General features: G+C 57.1%; 11 protein-coding genes. 3 read left to right on the forward strand and 8 right to left on the reverse strand.

The window, feature by feature from the left end; genetic code table 11:
* Positions 1–5: 5 nt before the first annotated feature.
* Positions 6–1,646 carry an arylsulfatase gene (locus NA78x_RS11535; RefSeq protein ID WP_425618598.1) on the reverse strand — a complete coding sequence of 547 codons (1,641 nt, stop codon included), beginning with the start codon at positions 1,644–1,646 and terminating at the stop codon, positions 6–8.
* 155 nt (positions 1,647–1,801) lie between these two features.
* Complete coding sequence (fliG, locus tag NA78x_RS11540) at positions 1,802–2,794, reverse strand: flagellar motor switch protein FliG (protein ID WP_425618599.1); 993 nt, start codon at positions 2,792–2,794, stop codon at positions 1,802–1,804.
* Between the two features lie 271 nt (positions 2,795–3,065).
* Between fliG and NA78x_RS11545 the strand changes: the two genes are divergently transcribed.
* Entirely contained in the window at positions 3,066–3,809 is a 744-nt protein-coding gene (locus NA78x_RS11545; RefSeq protein ID WP_425618600.1) for a hypothetical protein, read from the forward strand.
* 203 nt (positions 3,810–4,012) lie between these two features.
* Here the strand turns inward: NA78x_RS11545 and NA78x_RS11550 are convergent, their stop codons facing one another.
* Entirely contained in the window at positions 4,013–4,978 is a 966-nt protein-coding gene (locus NA78x_RS11550) for a hypothetical protein (RefSeq protein WP_425618601.1), read from the reverse strand.
* 261 nt (positions 4,979–5,239) lie between these two features.
* The gene (locus tag NA78x_RS11555) at positions 5,240–6,013 is read right to left on the reverse strand and encodes an NRDE family protein (protein ID WP_425618602.1); all 774 of its coding nucleotides are present in this window, start codon (positions 6,011–6,013) and stop codon (positions 5,240–5,242) included.
* Positions 6,014–6,543: 530 nt separating this feature from the next.
* Between NA78x_RS11555 and NA78x_RS11560 the strand changes: the two genes are divergently transcribed.
* Positions 6,544–7,665 carry a Gfo/Idh/MocA family protein gene (locus tag NA78x_RS11560; protein WP_425618603.1) on the forward strand — a complete coding sequence of 374 codons (1,122 nt, stop codon included), beginning with the start codon at positions 6,544–6,546 and terminating at the stop codon, positions 7,663–7,665.
* Between the two features lie 52 nt (positions 7,666–7,717).
* Here the strand turns inward: NA78x_RS11560 and NA78x_RS11565 are convergent, their stop codons facing one another.
* From NA78x_RS11565 to NA78x_RS11580, 4 genes are all read right to left on the reverse strand, one after another.
* Positions 7,718–8,101 (reverse strand): hypothetical protein, encoded by a 384-nt coding sequence (locus NA78x_RS11565; protein WP_425618604.1) that lies wholly within the window; start codon positions 8,099–8,101, stop codon positions 7,718–7,720.
* 109 nt (positions 8,102–8,210) lie between these two features.
* Positions 8,211–9,347 carry a hypothetical protein gene (locus NA78x_RS11570; RefSeq protein WP_425618605.1) on the reverse strand — a complete coding sequence of 379 codons (1,137 nt, stop codon included), beginning with the start codon at positions 9,345–9,347 and terminating at the stop codon, positions 8,211–8,213.
* Entirely contained in the window at positions 9,337–9,870 is a 534-nt protein-coding gene (locus tag NA78x_RS11575; protein WP_425618606.1) for a DUF4365 domain-containing protein, read from the reverse strand. Before NA78x_RS11575 ends, NA78x_RS11570 begins: the two co-directional genes overlap by 11 nt.
* A 48-nt stretch (positions 9,871–9,918) precedes the next feature.
* On the reverse strand, positions 9,919–11,133 hold the full coding sequence (locus NA78x_RS11580; protein ID WP_425618607.1) for an argininosuccinate synthase: 1,215 nt from the start codon (positions 11,131–11,133) through the stop codon (positions 9,919–9,921).
* A gap of 213 nt (positions 11,134–11,346) precedes the next feature.
* Between NA78x_RS11580 and larB the strand changes: the two genes are divergently transcribed.
* A complete protein-coding gene (gene larB / locus NA78x_RS11585) occupies positions 11,347–12,186 on the forward strand; it encodes a nickel pincer cofactor biosynthesis protein LarB (RefSeq protein WP_425618608.1) in 840 nt (279 codons plus the stop codon).
* Positions 12,187–12,331 lie beyond the last annotated feature (145 nt).

Consider the following 12,331-nt stretch of genomic DNA (forward strand, 5'->3'; position numbering starts at 1 on the left):
TGTCGCTAGTTTCCGGTTGGCAGCGGAATCTTTACTCCATCTTTTTCCAATTGCTCACGCACGTATTGGAAGTGCTGATACTCCGTGAGAGTGATTGGTCCCGAGTAAGATTCACTCTGTAGTTTCCGCGGCGGGTACTTCACATAGGTCTTCATGAGATTGCGAATCGCATCACTAATGGTGACCATCGTCCAAGTCCGCTCGGTGTAGTTGTTCATGAAGATGTCGTATCGCTCCTGTGGATCTTGCCACAGGTCAAACACTTGCGGCACCGTCGCGACATACTTTTCTGGCCCCTTCCAACCCAAGTTCGAATCGACAGCCAATCCGCCGGTTGGTTGACCATTGTCGCCCCGCAGGTTGAAGCATGCCTTGTAGTTGCCCACGCGGGCAGCACCGGGCGTGAGTTCGTTCTCGGTGAAGTAGAACCAAGAGTTCCGCGCACACTTGCCGGTACCGAACAACACCGGCGACATATCATAGCTATCGAAGTAGATCGGCTTGTTGTCACGGTCTTCGGTTGGCAGCTTGATCCCTGCGACCGAGGCAAACGTCGCCATCAGATCGAGACCGCCGAGAATATCATGATTCTTCTTGGCCGCTTCGATTTTCCCCGGCATCCAAGCAATGGCCGGAACGCGGTTGCCACCTTCGCGCACAGTTCCCTTCGTGCCGCGGAACGGCGTATAGCCTGCATCGGGATAAACATCCTGCCATGCGCCATTGTCGGTGGTGTAGAAGACGAACGTGTTCTTATCGAGACCTAGCGCGCGGACCTTGTCCATGATCGCACCGATACGGGCATCAAGTTCAACGACCGAGTCGGCGTATTTGCTTTTGCTCATCGACTTGTGAACGAAATCCGGGTGCGGCATGTTGGGCTGATGCACCTTCATGAAGTTGACGTTCAGGTAGAACGGCTTGTCCGATTTGGCTGCCTTGTCGAGATACTCGAGCGCTGCCTTTTCGACATAGGAATCGAAGTACGGAATCCCAACGACACCTTTCTCGGGCGTGTTCACGTACTGGCCGTTGATTTTGAACTCTTCCTTGACTGGCTCACCGGCCTTACCAGAGAGCGACCCCTTCGTTACGCGATTGAACATGGCACGCAGTTCCGGATCCATGTCCGGAAACCAGGTGGGGTCGCCATAGGTGTAAGCGTTCAGGTGATACAGTCCGCAGTACTTCATTTCGTCGTAGCCCTGCGCTGTGGGCATGGCGTAGTCGGCTTCACCCAAGTGCCACTTGCCAGTGAAGAAAGTCTGGTAGCCAGCCTTCTTCAGAACCGAGGCCAGTGTCCATTCCGCGGCAGGTAATCCGCCCCCCTGCCCTTGGAAGGCCACCGTCGTCATGCCGCTGCGATTGGGTATGCGGCCGGTCTGCATCGCGGCGCGACCGGGCGTGCAACTTGGTTGCGCATAGAACGAAAAGAAGGTCATGCCTTCTTTCGCCAGCCGATCGATGTTCGGCGTCGGCATCCCGCGACCTTCACCACCGCCGTAAGGACCAAGATCTCCATAGCCAGTATCGTCGGAGACCAGGAAGATGATGTTCGGCTTTTGCTGCGCGACAGCACCTTGGAAACTGTAGCAGGTGAGCAGGGCGAACACCGCAAGCGCAGTGAACCTCAGGGACTTTAACATCGTAGGTGGCTCCTTAAGAATGGCTGAATCGATGCGGTTTCGAATGAAACAGATCGAGCCGCGCGCTATCTTAATGTTGCCAGCTACGGTCTACCAGTTGTGAGGATCCAATCTTCATTCAACATGCATGAAGATTTATATAACGATCGCTGGCACTACTGCACCAGTTGCTCGTTCTCTTCTGCCGCATGCACGGTGATTTGCCCGGCGTCTTCGAGCTTACGCACAATGTCGACGATCTGTTGTTGCACCGCTTCCACTTCGCTGAGCTTCTTTGCGCCGAGGTAGTCGATTTCTTCGTTGAGCGTTTGAGCCGCTCGCGAGGAAAGGTTGCCGAGCACCTTTTGCTTGAGTTCGGGGCTGGCACCTTTAAGCGCCATGGCCCACTGCGAGGTCTCGACATTCTTCAGCACCGTTTGAATGTCTTTGTCGGTCAGCTTGCCGATGTCGTCGAACACGAACATCAACCGGCGAATCTCATCGACCAGTTCCGGATCTTCTTGCGACAAGCTTTCGAGCAGCGAGCGTTCGGTCGCACGATCGGTCACATTGAGAATCTCGGCCACACTGTTGACGCCGCCCGCTTTTTCGAACGACTGATTCATCACGTTCGCCATCCGGCTTTCCAGCCCGCGCTCGACTTCCGAAATGACCTCCGGATTGGTCTGCCCCATGTTGGCAATGCGGCGAATGACTTGCAGCTGACGATCGGCAGGCAGCCCTTTGATAATCTCCGCGCCGTAGGTTGATGGCAGATGCGACAGGATCAGTGCGATCGTCTGTGGATGCTCGTCCATCACATACGTGAGCAGGTTCTGCGGATCGATCTTCTTGAGGAATCCAAACGGCAAGGATTGAATCGATTGACGCACGTTTTCGAGCGTCTTGCTGGCTTCCGCTCCCAGGGCTTTCTCAACGAGATTGGAAGCAACCTCCAGGCTGCCGCCGGCAACGCCCAGCGCTGCCGGATTCACGCCGGCAAATTCCTGAATGACGGCCTCTTGTTCGGTACCAGCCAGCCGGCCCAGTTTAGCGATCTCGATGGAAACGACTTCGACCTGTTTGGGCGTGAGTTTGCCCAGAAGTGCGATGGCATCTTCTTCAGGCAAACTCATCAGCAGGACAGCCGCTTTTCGCAGGTCAGACATAGAACACCGTGTTTCAAATTCTTACTTCAAGCAGCCGGACGCGTCGGGCTACTAGGGCGCGCGAGCAGCGCGAAGTATCGGCGGTTCGTCGAAGTCCGTCGAGATCAATCAGGAACTGCTAGCGGCTGAATCCCGCAAAGCCGCCTTGGGGAAGAGTGCCAGCTTGTGCTATGGTTCGCTGCGATTCCCTACCAGGTTCGACCGCCCTATCGTGCAAAAGCCAGTGAACCCCCGCCGCAGGGTCGGGGGCGTTTTGAAGACTGCGGAAGTTATGGAAACGTCTCTTCACCGACAATTAAAGGCCCTGTACGCGGGCGAGCACGAAGCGAGCGAGCAGGAGTGCCGCAAGTTCGCCGGCTATCGCATCGACGTGGTCCGCGGCGATGAACTTGTCGAGATTCAGCACGGCTCGCTGGGAGCGATTCGCAACAAAGTCGCCAAGCTGCTGGAAAAACATCCCGTCCGGGTAGTGAAGCCGCTAATCGCCCGTAAAACGCTGATCAAAATGGAAGACGTCGGCGGCCGCGAGATCAGCCGGCGCATGAGCCCCAAGCAATGCACGCTGCTCGACCTGTTTCACGAACTGATCTATTTCACGTCGGTCTTTCCTCATCCACGCCTCACGGTTGAAGTGCCACTAGTGATTGTCGAGGAACGCCGCATTCCTGGCCATGGTAAGCGTCGTCGCTGGCGTCGCAACGATCACATCGTGCACGACCTGAGCATGGTCGACGTCGTCTCAACGCATGCCTTTCAAACCAATGCAGACCTGCTCGCCCTGCTGCCCTACGATCTGCCCACTGTATTTCACACGGGTGAACTTGCCGACGCGATGGGTATTCAGCGGTGGATTGCCCAGCGCATCACCTACTGCCTGCGCAAGACCGGCGGCATGAAAATCATGGGCAAACAAGGCAATGCCCTGCAGTACGAACTCATTCGCGAATTACCGACCAAGAAAAAACGCGCGGCCCCCACCAAAAAACGCCCCCGCAAGAATTCCAAGGCATCCTAATCGTCCTCTTTGCTCACCACGCCCCCGCCCCTGCGGCGGGGGTTCATTGGCTTTTGCACTAGTTGATGCTTGAGCCGGCCTACTTCCCCGTTGGAGTTCCGGCTTTAGCCGGTCCTGTTCCTTGCCTTTTCCCCTCGCTGATGCTTGCGCCGCTCCCCCTACCCGAACAGCGCGCACAGTTCCGCTCCTTACCGGCCTTCTTTCTACTTCGCCTTCCTCATCTTCTTCTCCAACATCGCCTGTCTCGCCTTCCGTTCCTTCCGATTCAGTGGTCGCCGCACACCGAGGGCCTCTTTCGCAGGCGATCCATCGACTCCTGCCCCCTCCTCGCCGGCCCCCGCACGTTCCTCTCGGTGCTCCACCGACACCACCACCTCACCCGTCAACTCACCGTGAACAGTCCGCCGCGCGGCCTCTTCTTCGTACAACTTCATCACTGGCCGCGTTGCCGAATCGAAGGCTGCCATTGCACTTAGGGGATCGCGAAACTTCTCGTTCCGCATCTCCGCAGCCTCTTTCGCGAACAGCTCTGAACAGTCCCTATTCAGGGGACTCTTGCGCCGCTCATCCCGCTCGGGGTCGGGAGTCTTTGGCGAGCGACGACCCTCCATCTTCGAAAGTCTCTCTTCGCCATAGACTCCCGACCCCTGACTCGTTGCCCGCTCCTTCGCCGGCACTTCTTCTTCCTCGCCCAAGCTTTCAGCTTCTTCCGCTGCGAGCGCCGCGGCCGCCAGCGAACTGAGCAGCGACGGTTGTGGCAACATCGCTGCGTGCTCGGCCAACTTGCACGCGACCATCAGGTAGCGCGGGTCGCCGTAGCCCGTCCGAATTGTCGTCACCGAATTCGCCCCGGTGAAGTTAGCCGACTTGCGAACGGTCTTCATCGGACCCTGCGACATGCGCCACGCGTTTTCCGCCTGCGAGCACAAGAAGTTCAGCCTTTCCGCCGCCATCTGCTCGGCGACATACAGTTGCTGCTCGCGCCGCACGATGTCCTTCACGCCGGGTGCCATCTCCACCAGATACGCGGCGACTCGCTCGATGATCTGACAGATTCGCGTTTGCGAAATCTTGAGCTTACGCGCCGCGACGCGTGTACTGAACTGCGACACCTTCACCAATCGATACGCCTCAAAATCACGCCAACACGGCGGCAACGACACCTGCATGGCCGATCCCTTTCGCGAAAATACGCTGTGCAATCTCACAACACACCTTCGCCAACCTATCAACCACTCGTGACTAGTTAGGTCACGCCCGCTAGCATTTTGCCAATGCGTTGCTTTCGCGGCGGCGATCCTGCGTGAACGGTTGCTGCCTTCTCGAGTTGAGAGAATCTCGAGAGCGAGTCGGGCGCGCAAAAAAAACGCCCGCGAATAAATTCGCGAGCGTCCTAAGGGAGTTCAATTTTTCAGCGATGCGTCGAGCGGTTAAGCCTTCGCACGGGTCCGCGATTCACGCAGTCCGCGGCTGAGGATATCTCGCAGCAGCGGCGAGTAATCTTCGTAGCGGGCTGTGTCAGGAGCACCGGCCGCGTATTGGAAGATCGCGTCGCGGGGCTTCTTGCCGAGGGCAATCAGCGTCGAGCTAACCGTTCCTCGTTCCTTGCCCTGCACTACCATGCCCGGACGATCCGGAGTGGCTGGCGGGCGAGCAAAGGCCTTGCTGGCGACAGCGAGGAACTTGACGGCTGAATCGAGCGTCTGCAGCGTGAGCAAACGGCGAGCGAGCTTTTGACGCTCGTCGCGCGGGTCGTTCACGTCGTAGCTCGAGATGATATTCAGCCCTTCTTCCAGCTCTTCGACTTCGGGGTCTTCGTTACCATGTACGACCCAGCCTGATTCATTGTCAGCAATGACAAAGTTCACGCCTTCGTACTTACCCGACAGAAGTTCTTCCATGGCGAGGTCGACTGCCTGGCGGGCACTGTTGACCCGGAGCAGTTCCTTGCACAACAGGCCGCGCGAACGCGGACCCATCGTGGCCATCATCTTCGGTCGGTTACAGGCTCCGACAAACAAGCCGTTTTGATTGACGCCTAACCACGTGCCCCCGTGACGTGCGTCTACTCCCGACAGGACACGCGGTTTGCCAGGCTGAATAGCTGGCACCAGCGATGGCCGGTCGTAAGCTTCCTCTCGGTTGGCGGCGACCAAGATTGGTGCCTCCGGTACCGAGCGATATTGAATAGCGAGCAAACACATAAAGTCTTATCCATATGTGGGTTGCAATCCCGGCGAGCCATTCCACGAGGGGCTCGCCGGCCCTGGTCCGTTCTGAGTCAATGTAACGGCTCCAGGATGAAAGGGACACCCTCTAACGGGTGATGATTGAGAAAAGATTCACAGCTTTGCACCGGCGGAAGTCCGCAAGCAGGTCTCGGTTTAGGCCTCGTGAATCGCGCGGCATGCTTCGATGTAAGTCCCTTTCTAGTTTCGGTTTGCAACTCACTGGCGACGGGTTGAAAATCCAGGGTGAAGCTGCTTAACGACTGACATTGGCAAAGAGGGGCAGCAAATTACTTTCTTCTCAGATAGAGCTGTAAATTGTTTCCGAGGTTCTGGGAAACTTGGTTAAACCGTTCGCTTTGGGGGCAATCGTCAGATGTCTACCTCCCTTCGTCTTGACGTGCAGCAGAGTCGCGTCACATTGATGGGCTGCAAAAACGGCAGAACTTTCCTGCTTTGACACTTTCCCTACGTCTCCCTCTCTGTCTTTGTTCGAGGAGTATCGAATGCCTGCTTACTCTGCGGCGAACCCTGTCAAAATTGCGATCGTCGGAGCGGGAGCCGTCAGCGACTATCACCACGTGCCGGGCATTCGCATCGACAATCGCTCCAAACTCGTCGCTGTTTGCGATGCCAGCCCCGAGTTGCTGGAGAAACGCAAAAAGGACTGGGGCATCGACAAGGTGACGACCGACTTCGAGGCCCTGTGTGCCGACCCGGGCGTCGATGCGATCATCATCGCCACGCCCAATGATACGCACCGCCCGATCACCTTGGCCGCTGCCAAGCACGGCAAGCACGTGATGTGCGAAAAGCCGCTCGGCCTGCATGCCCAGGAAGTGCGCGACATGTATCACGCCTGCCGCGATGCCAATGTCGTTCACATGACGGCCTTCACTTACCGCTTTGCTCCCTCGATGCGCTACATGCGACACTTGGTAAAAAGTGGCACGCTGGGCGAACTGCGCCACTTCCGCAGTCAACGCTTTCTCGATTGGCCAGAAACCAGTTGGGGCTGGCGACAATACAAGGCCCGCGCTGGTGCCGGCGACCTGTTCGATATGACCATTCACCGCATCGACTTCGCCCTCGATCTGCTTGGCCCGGTAAAAAGCCTGAGCGGAGCCGTCGCACGCTTCGTGCCGCGCACCAAAACCGTCGATGGCAAAGACTGCGCCCCCTCGGAAGTCGATGACTGGTCGTGCATTCTGGGCGAATTCGCCAACGGTGCCACGGGCGTGTGGGAAGGAACCACCTTGGCCAAGGGCTACGGCTTCAAAGGCTTTGGACACGAGTGGGCCGAGATCAACGGCTCGGAATATTCGTGCGTCTATCGCCTGCACATGCCCAACCAATTGATGATGGGCAAGACCGGCCAGGATCTCGCTCCGGTCGATGTCCCCGCTGAGTTCCTCAAGCCCGCAGGTAGCCCGCGCGATGTGACCCAAGGCGAACCAGCGACAGTCTTCCGTTACGACCTGGTGTATGAGTTCGTCGACGCCATCTGCAATGGTCGCCAGGCAGTCCCCAGCTTTTACGATGGCTTGCAGTCACAGATCATTGCCGACGCCACGCTGCAATCGCACGCCGAGCGCCGCTGGATCGACATTCCGCAAGAGCCTCGCTAGTGTCGTTCACTTGCTTTGCGAGTAGGAAGCATGCCACAGCCGCGCGTGGGTACTACGCTTGGGTCGCTGCCAGCCTCAGAGTTGCCCGTTGGCGACCGACGGCCAGTTGATTTAGCTCGGGCACCAATCGTTGCCGGATTCGTTCCGCATTGACGATCCCGAGCAGCAGTCGTTGTTGGTGCGGTGAGAGCAGCCTGCTATCGGGAGCAGCCGTGATTCGCCGCTCGACATAGTCGAGCATCCGTGGTGAGAACGTAGGTCCGATGTTGCGGGCGGTGACCACCGCGGCCCGAATGTCGGCCACATAGACCTCGCGCCGCCGCTCACGGGTCCTAGCTCTAATGTGCAGGCCGGTCTGCAAAACCGCCGCCACGACAAATGTCGCCAAGAAGACCAATCGCAGCGAAAACCGCGCACGCAATCTGCTGAGCCGCATCACAACCTCGCTGGAGAGGAAGGAATGACATCAGCCCCTGATACTCTGTTCCGGCAGAGTTCTACATTAAGGTATCAGCCATGAGAACTAAATTGCAAGAGGAAGCAAGCTATTGTGCTGTGTTTTGGAGTCGCGTGAATCCGCCAACACTGTCGATCCGGTTTACGCGAGAACCGCGAATGAGCAACCCGCGGAAATACACTGGTTCATGCTGAAGATGCGCCTCGCCTGCAGCATGGTAATCAGCAGCCGTCAGTTCTGCCTTCGCGCGGATCAAATCACCTCCGTCCAATACAATCGAAAAAACAACCTCTCCCGCCATTTGACCATCGCTATTCAGTTGCCCTCTAAGAACGTCGACAAATCCCACGATTACTTGCTCTTTTGGCGCGGGTGCAGTCCTCAGCTTCGGCGCGAGATACTCGATCGCCTCAAACGTATCTTGCCGAAGCTCCACAGGTTGATTTGCAAAGGAATCACTAGGAACAGCTAAAGCTTTGGACCATGCCACACTAATACTTAGCCGTGATCGCTCGCCTTCGGGGCGAAGCATCAGAATCGCTTCACAGAGATTCGCGCTCATAAACGGATAACGCGATGTATCAAGTAGCTGATCTAAATCGCCGTCTTCCGTAGCAAGCATGACTGCGTTCAAGGAGGATAACAGCCCATGCGTTACCTGCCTGGCAAGCGGATCATCGACAAACAACGCTCCTGACACAACATCAAGCGGACAAGCCACAGTAACTGTAAAGCTTCCGCGTTCCGTTTGGCCTAATCTACACGTTCGCACGAATTGTTCAGCTTCGATTCGACTTAGCCGTCTATGGAATGGCTGCGGACGAATTGCGCTATGCGCAATCGACAGCAGAGTTCGACGAACTCCTTCGAGGACATTAACCGCTTGATCAAGATGCAGCGTGCCAGTTTCAGTTTCTGTGCTGCTCTCACGAAATCGCACTACGTCAGCCGGTGGAAGAAGTAGGTGGCTGAGAATCTCACTTTGTGATCGTCCTTCGAATTCAGAGAGCTTTCGAACAACCTCTGCGACACTTTCGCCAAAGTCATCAAAAGTATCATCGAGAGGAATCAGTATTTGATGAAGATCAGAGTTTGGGCTCTGAAATACGGAAATTGAACCGTTGACGTCCGTTACCGGCAGCCAGCCAAGGCCTTTCGCGTAGTTCTTCATCGCGCGGGGAGCAACAAGCTTTGCGAGTGCAGCAGGAACAACTTCAGTTTGCATAGTTAATCTCCTCTCGACGGGAAAATCGAGTCATCAACTCGCTTAATGAGAGGGATGAAAGCATCTGCTTACGCGGAATGTAAACAGTCTGTGTTCGCATGTTGCTGCTATCGGGTGCATTTCGCAAGCTTACCCAATACGCGCAGCGCTTTGATATTAAGCCGTCTTCGGAATGAGAGAGCCAGTCATCAGTACTGGACGGTAAGTACATTACCACGAGCAACCGAGGCGATTGGATGCGCGCGTGCCTGAGCTTGTTGTAGTGGGGAATCTCCAAGCTGAATGAATACTTTCCGTCTTGCTCCGTCGGAATTTGAAAAGTTGCCTTGAGTTGCACATGCACTTCGAACGATGTTAGTTTTGAGTCTGCAGCTAAACGCCGACCATCTTCTCTTATTATCGCGTCGATGCACGCATTATCTAGATGCCGTCCTGCACAAGTACACTCGAAGCCTGCTTGTGACGCTATTGCGTGCAAATAGGCGTAGCTAAGTTCAGATTCGATGTTCTGGATCGTGAGCATTGCATTCCCTTTTAGAGGGCACGAGAGTACTTTGCCACCAGCCCCCTCCTAATACTTTCGCGGCGTCGTCCGCCCTTGCACACGACCGGGCAAGCCTTGGATGCGCAGGAAGCCTTCGGCATCGGTTTGGTTGTACGAGCCGCCACCTTCCATCGTGGCGATCCCTTCGTCGTACAGGTTATTCGGGCTGTTGCGACCGTCGACCTGAATGTTCCCCTTATAAAGGTTCAGGGTCACTTCGCCGGTCACATGCTTTTGGGCATCCTTGATGAAGGCCAGCAGCGCGTCCATCTTGGCGTGATACCAAAAGCCGTAGTACACCATTTCGGCCACGACTGGCGACAGCGAATCGCGCAGATGCATCAGGTCGCGGTCCATGGTCAGCTGTTCGATAACACGATGGCCAGCATAGAGGACCGTCATGCCCGGAGCTTCGTATACGCCACGGCTCTTCATGCCGACGAAGCGATTCTCGACCATATCGATCTGGCCGACGCCGTTACGACCGCCGATTTCGTTCAGCGTCTTCACAATCTGCAGCGGGCTGAGCGCCTTGCCATTCACGCTGACCGGCACACCCTTGTCGAAGGCGATCTTCACCTGCTCGACCTTGTCGGGAGCCTTTTGCGGCGTGACTGTCATGCCGAACTCGACCGTTTCGACGCCGTTCACGTTCAGGTCTTCCAGCTTGCCGGCCTCGTAGCTGATGTGCAGGCAGTTCTCGTCGCTGCTGTACGGCTTGCTCACGCTCGCCTTGACCGGAATGTTGTGCTTGTCGCAGTAAGCGATCATTTCCGTACGGCCGGGGAACAGCTTGCGGAACTTCTCGATTCGCCAAGGAGCGATAATCTTCACGGCGGGGTTGAGCGCTTCAGCGGCGAGTTGAAAACGGCATTGATCGTTTCCCTTGCCGGTCGCGCCGTGAGCGTAAGCATCGGCGCCCACCTCGCGAGCCACTTCCAAGCAGACCTTGCTGATCAGCGGGCGGGCGATCGAAGTGCCCAGCAGGTACCAGCCTTCGTACTTGGCCTGCCACTGCAAAACCGGAAAGGCGAAATCGCGGCACAGTTCTTCCTGCACGTCGACAATGCGGCTGCTCTTGGCACCGCAGTCGAGAGCCTTTTTCTTGGTCGCCGCGCGGTCCTCGCAAGGTTGTCCCAGATCGACGTACACCGCGTGCACGTCGTAGCCCTCTTCCATCAGCCAGCCGAGAATGACCGAAGTATCGAGACCGCCGGAATAAGCCAACACGCAGCTAGGCATGGAAAGGGACTCTGTTGTGAATTGTGGTGGTAGGTCTACGGGTAGGTCACTTCGGCACGAAGTGACCTCTGCTGCTCAAGACGATCGGCCGACGTGAGCAAGGGTTGTCCGTTCGCATCCGCTTAGGTCACATTCGGCGAATGTGACCTACCGGGAAGCCTCGTATTTTCACCACCCATCGTTCCGCTGGCAAGGCCGCGATAATATGGCGAAATGACTCAACCTACCTCCCCTGCCCTGCCCTCTGCTGTGCCGGCCCGTGAAGACTTGGCCCACCTCACTGCCGAACTGCTCGCTGGCAATCTCGCCCGCGAAGACTTCCTGACTGCCATCTCGGCCGCGATGACCGCCACCACGGCTGCCGTTTCGACGGACGTTACCCTCGATCTCGACCGGGCTCGCCGCTGTGGCTTCCCGGAGGTGATCTTCGGCGAAGGAAAGCCGGCGGGCACCATCGCCAGTATCTTCGACCGCCTGCTGACCGCGCAGGTTCGCAGCCTGGCCACGCGAATCTCCCCCGAGAAGGCCGATGTCCTCCGGGCTCATTTCTCGGCGAAGAAAAACCCCACGGCTCGGTACAACGAACTGGCCAGCACGTTTCGTGTCGATCCGCTGGAGGCAAAACCCGTGGAACGCAAAGGCAAAGTGACCGTCATTACCGCCGGCACCAGCGATCTGGCCGTGGCCGAAGAAGCTCGCGAAACGCTCGACTGGATGGGCATCAACGTCAACCTGATTAACGACGTCGGTGTCGCCGGTCCGCATCGCCTGCCTGCTCGCCTGCCGGAGTTCGTCGGTAGCGATGCCATTGTCTGCGTCGCCGGCATGGAAGCCGCGCTGCCGAGCATCGTCGGCGGCTATGTCGATTGCCCGGTCATCGGCGTGCCCACCAGCGTGGGCTATGGTGCGAATTTTGGTGGCGTTGCCGCACTCCTCTCCATGCTCAACAGCTGCGCCGCGAACGTGACCGTCGTCAACATCAACGCCGGCTTCAAGGGTGGCTATCTCGCCGGCATGATCGCCAGCAAACTGCACGACGCCCGCCAGCGATAACTTCCGTCGCTTCGTGGCGATGTGCGCGACATCCATGCTAAAAAACCGCCACCCGTCCTTGCAGCCTCGCGCGAACATAACTATTCTGTCACCTGTCGCTGAGACAGTGTCTCATTAAACATCAAAAATAGACACTCGCAGTCTC

The organism is Anatilimnocola aquadivae, from assembly GCF_049819085.1.
GTDB lineage: Bacteria > Planctomycetota > Planctomycetia > Pirellulales > Pirellulaceae > Anatilimnocola.

Bases quoted from the DNA above. Each gene is read 5' to 3' on its own strand.
- NA78x_RS11535 (WP_425618598.1), bottom strand. From the start codon at position 1,646: ATGTTAAAGTCCCTGAGGTTCACTGCGCTTGCGGTGTTCGCCCTGCTC.
- fliG (WP_425618599.1), bottom strand. From the start codon at position 2,794: ATGTCTGACCTGCGAAAAGCGGCTGTCCTGCTGATGAGTTTGCCTGAA.
- NA78x_RS11545 (WP_425618600.1), top strand. From the start codon at position 3,066: ATGGAAACGTCTCTTCACCGACAATTAAAGGCCCTGTACGCGGGCGAG.
- NA78x_RS11550 (WP_425618601.1), bottom strand. From the start codon at position 4,978: ATGCAGGTGTCGTTGCCGCCGTGTTGGCGTGATTTTGAGGCGTATCGA.
- NA78x_RS11555 (WP_425618602.1), bottom strand. From the start codon at position 6,013: ATGTGTTTGCTCGCTATTCAATATCGCTCGGTACCGGAGGCACCAATC.
- NA78x_RS11560 (WP_425618603.1), top strand. From the start codon at position 6,544: ATGCCTGCTTACTCTGCGGCGAACCCTGTCAAAATTGCGATCGTCGGA.
- NA78x_RS11565 (WP_425618604.1), bottom strand. From the start codon at position 8,101: ATGCGGCTCAGCAGATTGCGTGCGCGGTTTTCGCTGCGATTGGTCTTC.
- NA78x_RS11570 (WP_425618605.1), bottom strand. From the start codon at position 9,347: ATGCAAACTGAAGTTGTTCCTGCTGCACTCGCAAAGCTTGTTGCTCCC.
- NA78x_RS11575 (WP_425618606.1), bottom strand. From the start codon at position 9,870: ATGCTCACGATCCAGAACATCGAATCTGAACTTAGCTACGCCTATTTG.
- NA78x_RS11580 (WP_425618607.1), bottom strand. From the start codon at position 11,133: ATGCCTAGCTGCGTGTTGGCTTATTCCGGCGGTCTCGATACTTCGGTC.
- larB (WP_425618608.1), top strand. From the start codon at position 11,347: ATGACTCAACCTACCTCCCCTGCCCTGCCCTCTGCTGTGCCGGCCCGT.